Below are 17,773 nucleotides of genomic sequence, written 5' to 3'. Positions count from 1 at the left end.
TTTATTTTGGGAAGGTCAATGTGAATATAGTACCCTCACCCAACACGCTCTCTACTCGGATTTCTCCTCCCATAAACTCGGTGATTTCTTTACAAAATGCTAATCCAAGACCTATGCTTCCTCCTTGATTGTATTGGTTTTTTATACGATAAAACTTTTTAAATATATTTTTTAATTCGCCCTTTGCAATTCCGATTCCTTTGTCACTAAATACAATAACAAAGCTTTTCTTAGTCTGCTCCACTTCAACATGAATGGAGCGACTACCTGCTTCTGAATATTTATAAGCATTGTCTACAAGATTGTGAAATACAGAAGCCAGCAAAACAGGATCCGTATACAACTCATCTTTGACATTAATGTGATACGTAAGACTGATATCATTGTACTTGATACGGCATGCTTTGAATATCTCATCGCAAAAGTCGTGCAAATTAATCCAATCCCCTTTGTAAGGTATAGATTTGTTCTCAATCTGCGCATAAGACAACAATTTATTCATCAGGTTGTTAAGCTTATCTGCTTCCTGATCCAGAATACGACCGTACATAAAGCGCTCTTCATCACTTACTTTTTGCGCGCTTTTTATATTATTACCCGCGATCTTAATTACGCTGACAGGAGTCTTGAATTCGTGCGTCAGGTTATTGATAAAATCATATTGCAGCCGATACAATCGATTGTTGTTATTAATATTACGATAGATTAAATAAATAATGGACAACAAGACAACGTATAAAAAGGAAATACCGAGTACGACGGGTATGAGCCAACGATAGATTTCTTTGGAAATAAACTCTTGTGAAGAATCAAACTTAATCTTGAAATCAGACAAAGCACCCGGTAAGGGCAGTTCGGTGGTATAAAACGTCTTTTCCTCCATCGCTGCCGGATCGGTTAAGGGAGTGATCGATATCTTTTCGTAATACCTGGGCTGTGTGTTCCTAAGCCGTAATTTTTGCGGATTGATGCGGAACAAAAACATATCTTGCTCAAAGAACGCGTCGGGCAAGCTATCATTGAGCAGTAAAGCCTTGTACAACAACAGGTCACTGATGCGTGGGATATTTAAGTAGCCAATTTTACCGGGTGAGAACGAATAAAAGACACGATAGATTTCGTCTTCAGTCAACGTGGTGGATTCATTCACCTTCGCTATGTAATCAAAAAATTTGATCGCTGCATTATTAAAGTCACCTCCATACGGATCCGGTTTCTCCTGAAAATTGGAATTACTCCTAAGCCGATAGTCGCTATCCAGTCCAAAACTAATTATAGCCTTTGAGTGGAAGAGTAAATTATCGCGATAACGTACGCCCCGACTCATCATTTTGGAGTTGGTGATGGTCACATCGTAGAAAACGACTTCTTCTACGAAAGGATTTTTACGCAGCGTCTGTTCTGCAAATTGCCGAGCCTGTGTAGAATCCAAAAAACCCTGATAATAGGACAATTCGGGTATTCCATTGTATAAAAAATCATTGAATTGCTTAATCGTAGCATCGAACACATCGGTCTTTCGATTATAAAACTCCGATTCCACATGATTGGCAATGGTAGATCGGGCCAGACCAACGGCTACTACGTACAAGACGGTCACCATAGCCAGAAAGGCAATCAGCAAACCAAAATTTTTCTGATAGCGAACAACAGGTTGTGGCACGTGGTCTCTTTTTAATGTAAGTATTGTTTCAGAAAGCTTTCTACTTCCTGAAAATACAAGGTCATATTCTCCTCGCTTTTAAATCGGCGACCTTCATCTTCCTTGAAGATATAGCGCACAGGAACATTATTTTGCTTTAAACGGGCTACGAATTGATTCGCATCCGTCACAGACGTATATTTATCCTTTCCTCCCTGAAAAAATAAGACTGGCTTTTTCACCTTGCCGGCATGAAACAATGGCGAGATCGTCTTAAAGAACTCTGCCTCACGCTCTGGATTACCAATAATCTGATAATACATCTGTACGTAAGGCTTTAAATGCGGCGGAATCTCTTTGAAGTAAGTAAACAGATTGCTATACCCGGAAGAAGAGATGATGCATTTGTACATAGATGGATTGAAGCTAGCCGCGTGTAAGGCCGAATAGCCCCCAAAGCCGGTACCCATGATAGCCATCCGATTTTTATCTGCCTTACCCTCATGGATTAGCCAGGTTACGCCATCTGTAATATCAGACTGAATCCTACCTCCCCACTCCCGAAATCCGGAAGACCAAAATGCTTTACCATAGCCCATCGTTCCGCGGTAATTGATTTGAAAAACAGCGTAACCTCGATTGGCCAGAAATTGCACTTCTGGATTAAAGCCCCAATCATCGCGACGACTTGGACCATCATGCACCAGCACTACGAGAGGACAATTTTTATGTCTTCCTTTTGGATAGGTAATAAATCCATTGATTTCCTTATTATCCCGCGCATTGAACTTCACAGGCTCCATAGGCAGCATATCTGCTTCCTTAAGACCAGGAAATGCCGTCATCAATTGTGTGAATTGATTTTTGCTGCTATTGTAGTAATATACTTCTCCTGGTCGCACATCGCTGTATACACGAATGATAAAATGTTGCAGGGATGGATCCATATCCAAGAAATCGACGGCATAACCTTTGAAGTGCTGCTGTACAGTTTTATAGGTATTGTGCAGGTTGGAATCAAAAAATGTATAATTTTTTCTGCAGGCACTGGTTGTTGCAAAAAGCTGTCGATGCAATTGATGCGAATACCCTTCATTATTAACATCTACATCACTATCAGCAAAAATCTCCCGCACTTCTTTTCCGGTAGAAACATCGTACTCCACTATCGCAAACTTGTCTCTATTTTGATTCGACATCGCTACGACCGAACGGGTAGATTCTCCTAAATACCCCAGCGGATTCACCGATGTCTTGAAGTCATACACCGCGATCTCCTCAAACTTTTGTTGTTCATTCGCTCGGTACAAAATTGATTCTTGCACACTATCACTCGTCAGTGCAAGACGTACGACACCATCTGGCGAAGGTATCCACGAAGTGATCATACCAGGATTTTTATACACCAACTCAGGCGTGCGCCCATCTAGAAAAATTTTGTATAGATCAAAGACGCTGGAATCGCGCATGTTGATAGACGCATATATAGCGCCCTGATAATCGCGAATAGGCTGTGTAAACTTTAATCGGCTTCTGACAGGCTCAAGCAGCTGCTGAATGGAGTCTGTAGCGACATCTACCGCAAATAGACGCAAGACATCATCGAAATAATGCGAATTCGAAAATACAATGGTACTATCATTAGCCCAATGAAAACTCTGCACATTCAGATCATCCTGATAGGTCAATTGCTTGGATTTATCATCATCTTCCAAATCCATGATAAATATGTTTTTGCAATGATCATGCATGCCCAAATAGGCAATCATACTTCCATCTGGCGACAGCTTAAAGTTGCTGCGCTCGGATTTAAATATGAAATCTTCGACAGGGATTACTTCATTTTGCTCCACCCCGGAGCCACACGCATGTAAAAAAAGCGAGAAAGATAAAAGGATGTAGTTAATGTATTTATATCTAAAATTCATAGATTCCAGCAGCACATTTTCAAATATTGGAATTATTTAATGATTTGACCGTTATGCAACTTTAATTTTACAGGGAAGGGAATGTTACTGTTCGAAGAATGTTCGTCACAAAAAAACGTTAATTTTGCAGTATGTATTTGTATAACATATCTATTATTTTGGAAGAGTCCGCACATGCTGACACCTTAAACTGGATCAATTCGACGTATCTACCAGCTCTTTCTTTAAATCACAACCCGCAATTTCTGACGATGTTGGATTCACCACACGAGGGACATACCTATTGCCTACAGGTAAAATTTAGCGATCAAGATGCGTTAGAGAATTTTAAAGCCCAATACATGCCGGAGCTGCAAAACTACTTGGCGACTCACCACGCAGAGCGCGCTTTTTTATTCGACAGTACCATGCAATACCTGTAGGTTAAAAGCCGCTTATGAGCTATTAGAGAAACTTACTTTGAGGCTTCACACGAAATTTTTTGTACCACAAAATCCCTACACCTGCGCCGATAATAAAGGGCATCGCCAATAGAAAAAGAATGCCATCATTGAGGCCTTTGCCTTGTGTATTGCCTTCTTTAGTACTATTTTCAGCGTTTAGTGTACACATGGCGCATTGTGCGTTTCCGCGAAGCGGTATGATCGACGATACGGCGAAAGTTAAAATCAACGCCAGAACGAAATGCCTGATATAAACCATACTACAAAAGTAAGTAATTAAATAGAGTTAGCGGAATCAGATTATAGCAACGCATTAAACTTTTCCCAAAATCCATCTACTGGAAGAGCTGCCTCAATACGTGTTGGCTCGTCTTTCACAGGATGATCAAAGGTTAAAGAACGCGAATGCAAACAAATGGTTCGTTGATGGCTCCCTCTCGGATAGCCATATTTATTATCTCCAACTATTGGGCAGCCCATATAGGCCAACTGCGCTCTAATCTGATGTGTACGCCCCGTCAGTGGCTTTACTTCTAATAAGTAAAAACCATTTAACTCTCCAATCACTTTATAATCCAGCTCTGCTCGGCTACCATTCTTAATCTCACGATTATATGCCTTCGTAATCATCTTTTTACGATCACGTAACAACCAGTTCACCAATTTCGCTTCTTCATCTGGGGGTTGGTTTCTCACCACAGCGAGATAACTTTTTTGTACCTTTCTATCATGAAACAAGCGGTTCATACGATCCAATGCCTTACTTGTTTTGGCGAATAGGATCATCCCACTGACTGGGCGATCCAAGCGATGAATGACACCCAAAAAAGCAGCGGGTTTATTGTATTTTTTTGCCAAGTAGTTTTTGGCCATCTCTTCTAGCGAGATATCTCCTGTTACATCTACCTGGACGATATCACCTCCACGCTTATTAATAGCGATCAGATGATTGTCTTCATATATAACGTCTTTATCAGAAATTCCCATGTACGCTGCTACCTCTTCTTATCGACCGCTATTAATATTTTTAATGGAATCCTGACGTGCTTTTTCTTCGGCCTTCGCACGTTTTCTAAAGAATCCGCGCAACAAGAAGTTGCTTTGCAGTGCCTCCATATTCTCATCCAGTTTCTCTGTACTCAGATTCAGATTTCTTAAAATCTGCTTAATCTCTTCCGCAGCAGCAGGATCATTGGTGAGCACACCAATGGCGTTGTCCTTCTCATTCAGACGGTTGGATACCTGATCTAAATTGACCATTAATGCACTGGCTGTCTGTGTAACGCCCTGCAACTGTGATGCAGAAGCACGTAAGCTGGCGAAAACTGCCGTATCAGTTGTTAAATCATGGATTAGCCCATTGTCACTATTTAATTTATTGGTGAGCGTCACCACATTTTTCATACTGCGATCTACACCGTTCATAGCGCTTTGCATAGAGGCTAACGAAGCCTTCAATGAATTCGCAATGGATTCATCGGCCAATAAAGCACCAACAGATCCCTTGCCTTCAACCAGATTCGCCGACAGTAAGGCAAAGTTCTTCGTTATTTCCAAGAGATTTTCGTTGTTGATCTGTAGTGTTTGCAACATCGCTTCTACACCACCGGTAGCCTTGGAGCTGATCTGATCGCCATCTACGATAGCGGGTGCGGCGGCAGTTCCACCTTCCAGATTGATAATTGCATTACCGATAAGGCCGTCAGATCCCAGCGAAGCCTGTACATCTTTTCGGATATATTGACTGGATTTCTCTTCAATATGCATGACTACACGTACATTTTCTACGCTCTCAAACGCAATTTGCTTTACGATACCGACCTTTACACCCGAAAACCACACATTATTGCCCACCTTCAACCCTTTCACATCATGGAAATAAGTGGTCACTTCAATATTCTTGCTAAATCTATTTTGTTGTGTACCCAATACCAGTATTCCGGCAACTAGAATAATCAAGCCAATAAAAACAAATAGGCCGACTATCAGGGAACGTTTTGTGTCTGTTGTATTGCTCATAGCTATTACTACATTATAAAATTATAATCATAAAATGGTTTAACACGGTTATCATCCGTATTAAAAATCTCATCGAACGTACCTTGGCGTTCGAAGCGTCCGTCCAGCAACATGACCATCCGATCACTCACCTGTTTGGCACAAGCCAAATCGTGTGTAATGATGATGGAGGATGTTTTATATTGCTCTTGTACCGTATTAATTAAATTATTGATCTCCAAGCAGGTGATTGGATCCAACCCTGCTGTGGGCTCATCATACATCATGATATCTGGCCGTAAGATTAGGGTTCTGGCGATGCCAATTCGCTTTCGCTGACCACCACTAAGTTCAGAGGGCATCTGGTTGATAGCCTGAGAGAGCCCTACACCTTCTAATACATTTTCCACTTCCTTATCTATCTCGGCTCTAGTCAGATTTCGCTTATTGCGAACGAGCGGAAACTCTAGATTTTCCCGAACGGTCATACTATCGTACAACGCACTATTTTGAAAGGAGAAACCAATACGCAAACGCATCTTTTGTAGTTCCTTCTCGGATAGATCAGTAATTTCTTGTCCCAGCACACGTATTGCACCAGCATCTGGCATCAATAAGCCCGAAATCAACTTGATAAGCACAGATTTCCCCGTTCCAGAACGTCCTAAAACGACTAAATTTTCGCCATTATACAGTTTCAGGTCTACATTGCGCAAAACATGCAGATTACCGAAAGATTTGCTGACATTATCTACATGAATAACCACATCTTGCTGGTCTATAGCAACCTTTTTTTTCTCCATGTCTCTATCCGATTAATGCTAACACCTGGACAATCAATAACTCCTCAATAAATACAATAAACATGGAAGCTACTACAGCACTATTGGCGGCCTTACCAACACCTTCTGTGCCTTTCGAAGAGAAGAAGCCCACGTAGGTACTTACAAAACCAATGGTAAAACCAAAGACTAATGCACGAAACGACATTGCAAAAATATCGATCATCGTGATTGAATTGAATACCTGATTGAGGAAGCTCAACATGCTGAGCTGTTCTTTAGAAATAATACTGAGATAACCGCCGAAAAGACCAATACCCGCAACATAAAACGTCAGTATCGGAATCATGAAAGTCGTCGCAAGTATGCGTGTTACGATCAAGAATTTGAAAGGATTGGTTCCGGAAACCTCCATGGCATCGATTTGTTCGGTAACATTCATCGAGCTAAGCTCTGCACCAATTTGCGAACCAACCTTACCAGAAGCGATTAACGCAGTAACTAAAGGAGCTAATGCCCGCACAATAGCAATTGATATTAACGCGGGCAACCAAGACGATGCACCAAACTCTTCCAAAGAAGGTCTGGATTGTTTTGTAAATACAAAGCCCACGATAAAACCCGTCAAACTTATTAGCGGGAATGACTTCCACCCCACCTCATAACATTGGCGAATAATTTCTCTGAACTCAAATGGCGGACTGACCACTTCTCGGAAAAACCGCATCAGAAAACGATGGATTTTCGCGAATTCTAATAACAACACCTTTAACTTGCTCCCCATGGAAATGAGTTGTTTTTCTAGTACTGACTTATTTTTGAAACAGGTCAAAGCTACAAACTTTTTAGTTCTGGTTCATCCTGTCATTCAAATATTGCATTACACAAAAATTCAGCCAAGGATTGCTGACGTTGAGGGATTGTTTCGAGGAACTCCATTAAACTATATCAAGGCCTTACATTGACTTGAAAATCAAATTCTTCGCGTCGGCAGCTAAGCAGTTTATTTTGTCTATACTTCCCCTTTCGGACTAGTTATTTTACATTAAATACAGTTGCATAAAAGCATAATAATTATGCAATAAAACAACCTCTAGAATATATTTTTTTATTTACACCTTGCTTTAGTTAATTCAAGTAATAAATGGATCTTCATATATCGTACAGAAACAAAAATTAAATAGTAGTGTTGTCTCATTTGAAAACTATTACACATAACTATTGAAAATTTCACATTTTATGGAAGAACTACAACACACACGACAAACATCCTCAGGCAATGGTTTGAGACGATTATCTTGGAGCGCTATATTCGCCGGCGTCCTGATAGCCATCATTGTACAATTTTTACTTTCTTTACTTGGTTTGGGGATAGGTCTTTCCACCTTTTCACCGACTACAGACGATTCACCCTTTAATGGGTATGGCACCGGAGCATCTATATGGTGGCTACTTTCTGTGCTGATAGCCCTGTTCACGGGAGGATTGGTCACCGGTTGGCTATCTTCAAGTTATGATAAGATCGACAACATTTTACACGGTGCTGTGACATGGGGTCTATTTACACTTCTTTCCTTGTATATTATCACTTCTTCAATCGGCAATATTATGGGTGGTATAGGTACTGTTATTGGCAAGGGTGCATCTGCAGTAGGTAGTGTTGTGGAGGAAGCCGCCCCCGAGGTAACCTCTTTTATCGGCGATCAAATTGACTTGGATGGCGAGGATTTGGAAAACTTGAAAGAAGAAGCGCTAACTATGCTTCGACAAACAGGTAAGAAAGATTTACAGCCAGAAAACATTGAAAAAAAGGTAGACAAGGCTACTGATGAGGTAGGCAAAGCCTCCAGCAATGTAGCTCAGGATCCAAATAAGATCGATAGCGAAGCGGAATCTCTGTTTGATAAGCTATTCGACCTGAAAGAAGACATTTTATCTGCGGCTGATCAAGAGGCTTTGGCTAATATAATTTCAGAACGTACTGATAAAACCAAAGAGGAATCGAAGGAATTGGTCTCTAATTGGGCTGAAGCAGCAGACAATATAAAACAAAAGATCAACGAAGCTACACAACAGGCGGCCGAGAAAGCTGAAAAAATTAGCGAGGAAGCAACAGATGCTGTTGGTAAAGCAGCAATTCTAGGATTTTTTGCGCTACTATTGGGAGCCGCAGCGACAATAGGAGGTGCTATATTGGCAAACAATAAAAGAGCTGCACAGTATGGTAACCGCCGAATGCTATAGATTTAAAAGCGAAAGAAATCACAAAACTATAATACATCGCAGTAAGCAAAAAAGGCGTCCTCTCCGGACGCCTTTTTAGGTGCAATTCATATTATTTTACCTTTGCCCGATACCTGGCAAATCTCAATAATCAATTTTCAAAATTAAACCTAGAATTTATTATGCAGTCATAATAATAAATACGAATGATAACATAAAACTTGCGGCTATGAAACGATTCTTAACATCCACATTCTTGGTGACGATTGTAGCAACACTTTTAAGTGTGTTGCCCACCAATAGATCTTTTGCACAGGGCCGAATCTCATTCGATGTTTTCTACAATGAGCTTTCTCCTTACGGACACTGGACCAATGATCCACAGCATGGCGACATTTGGTTTCCTCAAGTAGGTCGGGATTTTATGCCTTACGGTACAGACGGATATTGGACCATGACTGAGTATGGCAATACTTGGGTTTCCAACTACGACTGGGGATGGGCACCTTTTCATTACGGCCGTTGGGTACACACCCCTTACAGAGGTTGGGGATGGATTCCAGGATACGAATGGGGACCAGGTTGGGTAGAATGGCGTAATGGCGGTGGATACTATGGATGGGCACCAATGAGCCCAAGGTTATATGTAGCGACCAGTGTACCTTTTGATTTTTGGATTTTCTTACCCACACGTCGCATTCATGCACATAATATGAACCGGTATTGGTCGCGAGGACAACGTGGCATTTTTAACCGTACCACGGTTATAAATAATACGTATATCGTAAATAATAATCATTACTATGGTGGGCCGTCCGTTCGCAATATGGAGCGAAATCTAGGTAGCCGTATCAGAGTAAATCAGGTAGCTTACACCGATCGTCCGGGTGCACGTGGTGTATCCAACAGAACGGTAAGTATATATAGGCCAGATCGTCCGAATGGAAATAATGGTCTCTTTAATAGCAACCGTGCGGCAGCATCGGGTCGCGGAAGTTCCAATGCTCGCACATCATCACGTGGAGCTGCAGGAGCCACCAGCGGCAATGTAAACCGGGAATCTAGTGGAAGAGCAGCGACATCTTCTAGCAGAGGAACAGCTACCTCATCATCAAGAGCGAGTGGCACAACGGTTTCACGCGGAGCGGCAGGAACCACCAGCGGCAACGTAAACCGGGAATCTAGTGGAAGAGCGGCGACCTCTTCTAGCAGAGGAACAGCTACCTCATCATCAAGAGCGAGTGGCACAACGGTTTCACGAGGAACGGCAAACACTACGCAACGTCCTGCAGAGCAGGCCACCCGCCCGAGATCATCATCGGAGCGAGCAACACGATCGCAATCTGCACCGGCTACTCGAGAGAGAGCGGCAGCTCCAGCTCGTTCGGAGAACCAAGGAAGCAGCCGTGCAGCGGCTAATACGGTGCCGCAACAGCGGTCGTCATCAAGTGCTGCTCCTGCTACGAGCAGTCGCGGATCTTCTTCTAGGTCTGAACCTGCACGGTCATCAGCACCACGTGCTAGTACATCCGATCGTGGATCTACTGTTTCCAGCGGTTCGTCGAGCAGAGGTTCGAGTAGCAGCTCTTCCGGTAGTGCACAGAGCCGGAGTTCGGAGAGTTCCTCATCATCACGGGGAGCAGGATCAGGAAGAGCTGGCAGATAGGCATCTATAAAAATTTTCTATTTAATTGTTTATTTATCAATAAGCGGGAAAGCATGTTCTTTCCCGCTTTCTTTTACCAGATCTTTAAAGTCGAAAGTATTTATTATTTTCACCACTCGTAATAATTACAACGCACATGCCTAGAATATCTTCCCTATTGGACAATGATTTTTACAAGTTTACGATGCAATTCGCTGTCGTTAAACTGTTTCCCAAGGCGAGAGCTAGGTACCAACTGATTAATCGTGGTAAACATGCCTATCCTCCTGGGTTTGGTGATAAATTACGAGAGAAAGTCAATGAAATGGCTCAACTTCGTCTTACCCGCACCGAAAAGAATTTCTTTGCATCCCGATGCCCATATATTGATCCAGTGTACTTCGACTTTCTCCAAGGTTATCGATATGATCCCGACGAGGTAGTGATCAGACAAGAAGGAGAATCGCTCGACATACATATCGAAGGGTACTGGTACCGTACCATTTTGTGGGAAGTGCCGATTATGTCACTGATCTGCGAATTATACTACCAAATGACGGAACAGCAACGAATCGCTGACGAGGAAGTTGTTAAAATTGTACGTGAAAAGATTACGAAATACGATGCATTAGATATTACTATTGCCGACTTTGGTACCCGACGCAGGCATTCCTACGATGTACATGACTTGGTGATACGCACCTTGCAAGCACATCCCTCTCCCACCTTCATTGGCACGAGCAACGTGCATTTTGCCATGAAATATGAAACCCGCCCAATTGGCACACACGCCCACGAGTGGTTTATGTTTCATGCAGCAAAATATGGATATAAGATGGCCAATCTCCTCGGTTTGGAGCATTGGTCTGAGGTGTATCGAGGCGATCTGGGTATTGCCTTATCAGATACGTACACCACGGAGGTGTTCTTTAAGCAATTCGATAAGAAATTGACTAAGCTCTTTGATGGCGTTCGGCACGACAGTGGCGATGCCATTGAGTTTGCTACCAAAACCATTCAACATTATCAAAGTAAAGGTATTGATCCACTTTCCAAAACGATTATCTTTTCTGATGGATTGGATTATGAGAAAGTAGCACATATCGTTAGTTTCTGTCGCGGAAAGATCGGACATTCCTTTGGTATTGGCACAGACTTTACCAATGATGTTGGCCTTCCGAGGATGAATATTGTATTAAAGATGACCGAAGCTTTTCCTGATGAAGGCGAGTGGACACCGGTCATCAAATTATCGGACGAACTCTTTAAGCATACCGGAGATCAAAACGAAATCACGCTGGCAAAGCACGTACTGAACATTCATTAAGCTTTTATGGAATACGATCCTTATGGTGACGCACTATTAGCAGTGTACCATCAATCGCCAAACAGGCAACCGCTATATCTACACACTAGCTATGGCGATACCGACGAGATGCCTGTTGATGTTTTTTTTCGCACGGAAGATGACTTTTCCGAACTGGAACACATTGCGCTGGCCCTTTGTGATGGCCACGTTTTAGATGTTGGAGCTGGGGCAGGCGCACATGCCTTGTATCTACAATCGAAGAACTTTGCCGTCACCGGTCTGGAAATCTCTTCTTTAGCAGCAGGCGTTATGCAGCAGCGCGGTGTACACGACATTTTGCAGGCAGATTTCTTCGAACATAAAAACGCCACCTATGATACCCTTTTGTTTTTGATGAACGGAATTGGTATTGCAGGAACACTAGCTGGATTTCGCGCATTACTCCAACATAGCAAAACTTTATTGAGCGATCGTGGACAGTTGTTGTTTGACACCTCAGACATTTCCTACTTATATAACGACTTTGAGATTGAAAGACCGGCTCACTATTTCGGGGAGATCAACTATCAATATGAATATGACGGCCAGATGGGTACCGAATTCCCTTGGCTTTATCTGGATCAACAAACGCTGATTACGATCGCAAATGAAGAAGGATGGGTTGTACAAATACTTTTTGAGGACGATCACGATCAGTATCTGGTGCGGATGGAGCCTAAGCCGAAAGAACCAGACAATCTTTTCTTGTAACAATTGTTAACAAACGTTAAAATACATAACTATAAGTTATAAATAGAAACATAATCCTCCTTACGACGTTCTATATAGATGAAAGTCATTAAGTAATTGTATTCAAAAAACACAAACATAAAAAAGGAGAAATCATGAAAAAGTTATTTTTAACAGGTATTAGTTTATTATTCGCAGTAGCATTAACATTTGCACAGAATGTAGGTCCAGAAGAAAAAGCACGTGCAAAATCGGCTGAATTAACCGAGAAATTACAGTTGACACCAGAGCAACAAGGTCCGGTACATCAAATTATTTTAGAAGGCGTACAGGAAAAACATGCCTTAAAAGCAGATCAAACATTAACAGAAGAAGCTAAAAAAGATCGTTTGAAGGCTGGAAAAAAAGAGAAGCATGAAAAACTAAAAGCGCTACTTACTGATGAGCAGAAAACACAGTATGAGGCGTGGGTGAAGGAACAAAAAGAAGACTAATACGAATAATATCAACTTAGTTATCTAACAAATCAGGGGGTGTAATGAAAATTACACCCCCTGATTTGTTTAATTCTTGTATCCACTTTATTCGGGCAATAAACTAATCGATGTATTCAAATCCTACATAAGGGACCAATACTTTGGGAATTTTTATTCCCTTTTCTGTTTGGTGATTCTCCAGCAATGTAGCTACAATACGTGGTAATGCTAATGCCGAACCATTTAAGGTATGTGCCAAAGTCATTTTACCTTCCCCATTACGAAAGCGTACTTTTAAACGATTAGATTGAAAAGTTTCGAAGTTGGACACAGAAGACACTTCTAACCAGCGTTGTTGTGCTGTACTATAAGTCTCCATATCATAAGTAAGTGCCGATGCAAATCCCATGTCTCCACCACATAGTCGCAATACTCGGTATGGAAGCTCTAACTTTTGCAATAACGACTGTACGTAGGTACTCATTTCTTCCAACGTGTCATACGATTTATCCGGATGCACCACTTGTACGATCTCTATCTTATCAAACTGGTGCAAGCGATTCAAACCGCGCACATGTGCGCCATAAGAACCCGCTTCTCGACGAAAACATGGTGTATAAGCACAATTCATAATCGGAAATTGCTCTTCCTTTACAATTTCATCGCGGTAAATATTGGTGACAGGTACTTCCGCCGTAGGGATCAGGTACAAATCGTCTTGGGTGATATGATACATTTGCCCTTCCTTATCTGGCAAGGCACCGGTAGAATAAGCTGAAGTCTCATTCACTACATGAGGGACCTGCACCTCGTGGTAGCCCGCTTTCATTGCTTCGTCTAAGAAAAAATTGATCAAACCACGCTGTAAACGCGCCCCTTTACCCGTATATACCGGAAATCCTGCTCCAGCGATCTTCGTGCCCAGTTCAAAGTCAATCAATTTATATTTTGCGGCTAGTTCCCAATGGGGAAGCGCATGATCTCCTAAGCTCGGGATCTCGCCGTGCTCTAATACCACCTCATTTTCTTCTGGAGATGTGCCAATCGGTACGGAGGTATGTGGTAAGTTCGGCAATTGCACCAGCTTATCATGTAACTCCTGCTCCACACGAACTAGCTCGTCGCCAAATTCCTTAAGCTGCGATTTGTGGCCAGAAGTTTTTGCTTTGATCGCTTCCGCTTCTTCTTTTTTACCTTGTCGCATCAGCTCTCCAATCTGCTTGGCACAAGAATTCGCTTCGGCAGCTATCGCTTCCGAGTTGCCTTGAAGGGTACGACGCGATTCGTCTAATGCGATTACATCATCTATCAAATTCAACTCTTTGAAGTTTCTCTTCTGCAATCCTGCGATTACCTCATCCTTGTTTTCACGGATATAACTGATCTGCAACATAAATATGTATATAAACTGTTTTTCTTGTTAAAATATGTTTTCCTTATCTCAAACGAATGCCCTAATCTTGTCTACGCAAATAGAATGGTCATGATTTGTTATTAGATGGCGCGGAAAATCGTACTACAAATGTCTAAAATAAACTGTCAAATTTTAAATATATATGAACATATCCATAAGAATTGGCTATTTATCTAAAATGACGCTATTAAATAACAGAACAAATTCTGTTCACTACGTCGGCACGGCCGTCTTGGTGGATTAGTTTTCTTGTTAAAGGTGAGCCGCTTTTTGCTTATACTTGTACCTACAAACAGTTTAACAATGACTCGTTACTTCCTCTTTTTCTTTTTGACTTCGTTGTGTTCGCATCTCTTTGCTCAACCCCAAGCTATTCGGGACTTTATCGTCAAAGAGAATCTATCGCAGAATGGAAAACTAGCTATTATCGCAGTAGATACCACAGAAAGAGCGGACGATAGAATACGAGGAAATTTCCTGTTTTCTGTCAATGGATTTCAACAAAATTTGAACTTTCGGGATGGTGTGGCTGTCATCGCTGATCCCATAGAATCGTCCACCTTTGTATTTTTCAAGCACAAAAATCAAGACAACGAGGTTGGCAAATTTTATTTTATCCGAAAAACAGATAATGGCCTCAGCCCCTACAAGGTAAATGGGCTAACCTTAGTAGTATTGCCGATTGCCGTTTTGTTGATTGCCTATGCCTTTAAGCGTTTACTGGTTGTATTTGTAGTGGTCGCCCTGGTGTATGGTTATTTGCATTTCTCCAAAGGATTGGATATTTCTCAACTGTTTGAAAGCTTCTTCTTCGGTCTGCGCGGATTACTTTAAAACGGCATTCCTACCCCAAAATTATATTGAATAAAGCTGTAGCGATCCGGTCGATGCCGTTCAAAATAAGCAGCCCTGAATTCCCGGGAGTTAAACAAATGTTGAATTACCCACTGGTCGGATCCGGAAAATTGTGGATCCTTTACTTTCATTCCGGCATCCAGCCGGATGGTAAAATAATTCATATCGAACCGCAATCCAAACCCGGTACCCAGCGCAATTTGCTGGAAAAATCTATCGAACCGAATTTCTCCACCCGGATTGAGGTTGGGAGTAAGCTCGCGCAGGCGCCATACGTTACCGGCATCCAGAAAGGTAGCACCATTAAGCCGTGCCCCCAAAAACTTATTTAAGATCCGAAAACGGAATTCTGCATTCGTTTCCAGCTTCACCTCTCCCAATTGATCCAAGTTACGCAGGTTGACCCGCAGATCTTCGGTCAGTCCTTCCCGACTATAGTTACCCGGACCCAAAGTACGTGCCTGCCAGGCACGAATACCATTCATCCCTCCGGCAAAAAAGCTCTTCTCAAAAATTAACAAGGTAGAATTATTGCCATACGGCACCGCAACGCCACCATTTAAGCGAAACACAAATTGCCGATTGCCTCCTAAATGCCGGTACAATCGATAATCTACCTCACCTTTGATATATTGCAAATAAGGAACATTGAACACCAGTCGCTGACCTTGCTCATCGGTATTAAAATTGAATAGGTTACTCAATAATCCCAACGTATTGCCGCTTACATCGACCATACCTCGCAAAAAAGAAAAGTTCTCTACCCGGTTGAGCTTGTTGCCATTGTAGGTAATTGCATATTGAGAACCCAGACCAAAGTACTGTCGGTCATTGGTCTCCACATACAGCTGAAATCCTTGATCACGGAGCCGCTGGCTGAAGGTCTCATTTAATCGTCCTTCCCGATATTCCAACACAATTGGGGTATAACTATGCAAGATGTTTTCTGCCTGATGCCAGGAATAATTTAAGGTATTGATCAGGTACCGATTGGAGTATGTGTTATCTTGGAAGAATAGCTGTAAACTGGATGAAATGGTAGTACGTGGCAAGCCATACGATCCTACACTACGCACCCGAAAGGGTGTCAAGATACGTGGAAAGACGATGCTCGCACCGATTTGAAAGTCATTATTAAAGATTTTATCGGTAATGCTACCAGGCAATCTCGGATCGAAAAGGATCCCATAACGCGTTCGAATTTCCAACAATTCCGCCCCTCCAAAGATGTTACGATGTGAGTAGGTGTTGGCCACATTGAAACCACTCATACCTGAGCTAAACACAAACTCTCCCTCGATCTGGTTACTCATCGCAGGACGCGGCGTAAGCTCGTAATGCACATCCAGTAAAGTCGAGTCGATCTTTTCATAGTTGATCTTTACAGAACGGAAACCATTTGTTTCGAATAATCTGTTATAAGAAAGTTCTTCACGATTTAGGCTGTAGGCCATTCCTTTGCGCAGAAAGACGTAGCGAGCCAGTGGTCTTAAGCGGAATTTACCGGTCTCATCTTCGAATTGTATGCGTCGAGACGTATCCAGCTTGCTTTCTGTTTGCACCTCAGGCAGGCCATCCGGTTGACGGATACGTACGAACACATTATTGATATGAAAAATTTGATGACGCGCAGAATCGGGGTTGGTGAAATCAATTAAAAGTTTGGTTTGATTTTGACGGCCAATCGTGTCAACACCCACACGCATATATTGTCGTAAGTATTCATAGTAGCCTTGGTTTTTCATGGCTACATACATGCGTTCCCGTTCGTCAAACAGATGACGTTCCATATAGGGGCCACCAATACGCACTTGTGTACGAGGCAATATTTCTGTCTGATAGATATTTTCGATTTTCTCGTCGGAAAAACTGCGGTCTATTTCCGAGATATGATACCGAGTACCCATATCTGCTCGAAAATCAATATAAGCTTTCTTCTTTCTGATTTCGATATCAGGAGTAACCTCGGCATCAAAATAGCCATTCGTATTCAAAAAACGCTGTATTTGATTGGCCGAAAGATCCACCATAGCCGAATCCAGAATACGAGGAGGTTCGCCGACATTTTTAATTCCCTCGGTCTTATAGCGTCCATTTTTCGTATTGAAAAGGTTATATATCTGGAGATATAAGCGGGAATTGGGGCGAATATCGTTGGATACATACAGCGAGGCAGACTCCCGCAAGCCGGAGGGCACCCCCACGATATCGACATCTTTGACCAATGCCTGGCCGTCGTCCAGGTATTTCGCTGATCGGCAAGATGTGGATATTATTGCGAAAAGCGTTATTATTGCACCTAGAATATACGTCTGATATCTTATCATCC

At 42.2% G+C, this 17,773-nt stretch carries 16 protein-coding genes; 7 read left to right on the top strand and 9 right to left on the bottom strand.

Annotated elements, in window-relative coordinates; all coding sequences use genetic code 11:
• Position 1: 1 nt before the first annotated feature.
• Together M8998_RS16310 and M8998_RS15020 are read right to left on the bottom strand one after the other, a co-directional pair.
• Positions 2–1,663 carry a sensor histidine kinase gene (locus M8998_RS16310; RefSeq protein ID WP_249994288.1) on the bottom strand — a complete coding sequence of 554 codons (1,662 nt, stop codon included), beginning with the start codon at positions 1,661–1,663 and terminating at the stop codon, positions 2–4.
• Positions 1,664–1,674: 11 nt separating this feature from the next.
• A complete protein-coding gene (locus M8998_RS15020) occupies positions 1,675–3,570 on the bottom strand; it encodes a S9 family peptidase (protein WP_249994287.1) in 1,896 nt (631 codons plus the stop codon).
• A gap of 131 nt (positions 3,571–3,701) precedes the next feature.
• Here M8998_RS15020 and M8998_RS15015 point away from each other — a divergent pair, with 131 nt between their 5' ends.
• A complete protein-coding gene (locus M8998_RS15015; RefSeq protein ID WP_249994286.1) occupies positions 3,702–3,992 on the top strand; it encodes a DUF4286 family protein in 291 nt (96 codons plus the stop codon).
• A 22-nt stretch (positions 3,993–4,014) separates the two neighbouring features.
• Here the strand turns inward: M8998_RS15015 and M8998_RS15010 are convergent, their stop codons facing one another.
• The 5 genes from M8998_RS15010 to M8998_RS14990 are packed head-to-tail and all read right to left on the bottom strand — an operon-like array spanning position 4,015 to position 7,577.
• Complete coding sequence (locus tag M8998_RS15010) at positions 4,015–4,272, bottom strand: CAMCR motif-containing small membrane protein (protein WP_502957377.1); 258 nt, start codon at positions 4,270–4,272, stop codon at positions 4,015–4,017.
• Between the two features lie 41 nt (positions 4,273–4,313).
• Positions 4,314–5,000, bottom strand: a complete 687-nt coding sequence (locus tag M8998_RS15005) for an RluA family pseudouridine synthase (protein ID WP_249994283.1) — start codon at positions 4,998–5,000, stop codon at positions 4,314–4,316.
• A gap of 18 nt (positions 5,001–5,018) precedes the next feature.
• A complete protein-coding gene (locus M8998_RS15000) occupies positions 5,019–6,032 on the bottom strand; it encodes an MlaD family protein (RefSeq protein WP_249994282.1) in 1,014 nt (337 codons plus the stop codon).
• 8 nt (positions 6,033–6,040) lie between these two features.
• The gene (locus M8998_RS14995; RefSeq protein WP_249994281.1) at positions 6,041–6,814 is read right to left on the bottom strand and encodes an ABC transporter ATP-binding protein; all 774 of its coding nucleotides are present in this window, start codon (positions 6,812–6,814) and stop codon (positions 6,041–6,043) included.
• A 4-nt stretch (positions 6,815–6,818) separates the two neighbouring features.
• Positions 6,819–7,577 carry an MlaE family ABC transporter permease gene (locus tag M8998_RS14990; RefSeq protein WP_249994280.1) on the bottom strand — a complete coding sequence of 253 codons (759 nt, stop codon included), beginning with the start codon at positions 7,575–7,577 and terminating at the stop codon, positions 6,819–6,821.
• 455 nt (positions 7,578–8,032) lie between these two features.
• Here M8998_RS14990 and M8998_RS14985 point away from each other — a divergent pair, with 455 nt between their 5' ends.
• The 5 genes from M8998_RS14985 to M8998_RS14965 all read left to right on the top strand — a co-directional run bounded on the left by M8998_RS14985 (position 8,033) and on the right by M8998_RS14965 (position 13,193).
• A complete protein-coding gene (locus M8998_RS14985; RefSeq protein WP_249994279.1) occupies positions 8,033–9,037 on the top strand; it encodes a coiled-coil domain-containing protein in 1,005 nt (334 codons plus the stop codon).
• Positions 9,038–9,245: 208 nt separating this feature from the next.
• The gene (locus M8998_RS14980; protein WP_249994278.1) at positions 9,246–10,682 is read left to right on the top strand and encodes a DUF6600 domain-containing protein; all 1,437 of its coding nucleotides are present in this window, start codon (positions 9,246–9,248) and stop codon (positions 10,680–10,682) included.
• A 136-nt stretch (positions 10,683–10,818) separates the two neighbouring features.
• Positions 10,819–11,988, top strand: coding sequence for a nicotinate phosphoribosyltransferase (pncB, locus tag M8998_RS14975; RefSeq protein WP_249994277.1), 1,170 nt, complete (start codon positions 10,819–10,821; stop codon positions 11,986–11,988).
• A 6-nt stretch (positions 11,989–11,994) separates the two neighbouring features.
• The gene (locus tag M8998_RS14970) at positions 11,995–12,720 is read left to right on the top strand and encodes a class I SAM-dependent methyltransferase (RefSeq protein ID WP_249994276.1); all 726 of its coding nucleotides are present in this window, start codon (positions 11,995–11,997) and stop codon (positions 12,718–12,720) included.
• A gap of 134 nt (positions 12,721–12,854) precedes the next feature.
• Complete coding sequence (locus M8998_RS14965) at positions 12,855–13,193, top strand: hypothetical protein (protein ID WP_249994275.1); 339 nt, start codon at positions 12,855–12,857, stop codon at positions 13,191–13,193.
• 103 nt (positions 13,194–13,296) lie between these two features.
• Here M8998_RS14965 and serS read toward each other — a convergent pair whose 3' ends face one another.
• The gene (gene serS / locus M8998_RS14960) at positions 13,297–14,568 is read right to left on the bottom strand and encodes a serine--tRNA ligase (RefSeq protein ID WP_249994274.1); all 1,272 of its coding nucleotides are present in this window, start codon (positions 14,566–14,568) and stop codon (positions 13,297–13,299) included.
• 324 nt (positions 14,569–14,892) lie between these two features.
• On the opposite strand from serS, the gene M8998_RS14955 reads away from it, so the two are divergent.
• On the top strand, positions 14,893–15,423 hold the full coding sequence (locus M8998_RS14955; RefSeq protein ID WP_249994264.1) for a hypothetical protein: 531 nt from the start codon (positions 14,893–14,895) through the stop codon (positions 15,421–15,423).
• Here the strand turns inward: M8998_RS14955 and tamL are convergent.
• Positions 15,420–17,771, bottom strand: a complete 2,352-nt coding sequence (tamL, locus tag M8998_RS14950; protein ID WP_249994263.1) for a translocation and assembly module lipoprotein TamL — start codon at positions 17,769–17,771, stop codon at positions 15,420–15,422. The genes M8998_RS14955 and tamL overlap by 4 nt on opposite strands.
• Positions 17,772–17,773 lie beyond the last annotated feature (2 nt).

The organism is Sphingobacterium sp. lm-10 (assembly GCF_023554555.1).
GTDB lineage: Bacteria > Bacteroidota > Bacteroidia > Sphingobacteriales > Sphingobacteriaceae > Sphingobacterium.
This window is presented reverse-complemented; position numbering and strand designations above follow the sequence as displayed.

What these genes read in the sequence shown, in the direction of transcription:
- M8998_RS15010 (WP_502957377.1), bottom strand. Translation starts at nt 4,272, where the DNA reads ATGGTTTATATCAGGCATTTCGTTCTGGCGTTGATTTTAACTTTCGCC.
- serS (WP_249994274.1), bottom strand. Translation starts at nt 14,568, where the DNA reads ATGTTGCAGATCAGTTATATCCGTGAAAACAAGGATGAGGTAATCGCA.
- M8998_RS14995 (WP_249994281.1), bottom strand. Translation starts at nt 6,814, where the DNA reads ATGGAGAAAAAAAAGGTTGCTATAGACCAGCAAGATGTGGTTATTCAT.
- tamL (WP_249994263.1), bottom strand. Translation starts at nt 17,771, where the DNA reads ATGATAAGATATCAGACGTATATTCTAGGTGCAATAATAACGCTTTTC.
- M8998_RS14970 (WP_249994276.1), top strand. Translation starts at nt 11,995, where the DNA reads ATGGAATACGATCCTTATGGTGACGCACTATTAGCAGTGTACCATCAA.
- M8998_RS14985 (WP_249994279.1), top strand. Translation starts at nt 8,033, where the DNA reads ATGGAAGAACTACAACACACACGACAAACATCCTCAGGCAATGGTTTG.
- M8998_RS14955 (WP_249994264.1), top strand. Translation starts at nt 14,893, where the DNA reads ATGACTCGTTACTTCCTCTTTTTCTTTTTGACTTCGTTGTGTTCGCAT.
- M8998_RS15015 (WP_249994286.1), top strand. Translation starts at nt 3,702, where the DNA reads ATGTATTTGTATAACATATCTATTATTTTGGAAGAGTCCGCACATGCT.
- M8998_RS14965 (WP_249994275.1), top strand. Translation starts at nt 12,855, where the DNA reads ATGAAAAAGTTATTTTTAACAGGTATTAGTTTATTATTCGCAGTAGCA.
- M8998_RS14990 (WP_249994280.1), bottom strand. Translation starts at nt 7,577, where the DNA reads ATGGGGAGCAAGTTAAAGGTGTTGTTATTAGAATTCGCGAAAATCCAT.
- M8998_RS15020 (WP_249994287.1), bottom strand. Translation starts at nt 3,570, where the DNA reads ATGAATTTTAGATATAAATACATTAACTACATCCTTTTATCTTTCTCG.
- M8998_RS15000 (WP_249994282.1), bottom strand. Translation starts at nt 6,032, where the DNA reads ATGAGCAATACAACAGACACAAAACGTTCCCTGATAGTCGGCCTATTT.
- pncB (WP_249994277.1), top strand. Translation starts at nt 10,819, where the DNA reads ATGCCTAGAATATCTTCCCTATTGGACAATGATTTTTACAAGTTTACG.
- M8998_RS15005 (WP_249994283.1), bottom strand. Translation starts at nt 5,000, where the DNA reads ATGGGAATTTCTGATAAAGACGTTATATATGAAGACAATCATCTGATC.
- M8998_RS14980 (WP_249994278.1), top strand. Translation starts at nt 9,246, where the DNA reads ATGAAACGATTCTTAACATCCACATTCTTGGTGACGATTGTAGCAACA.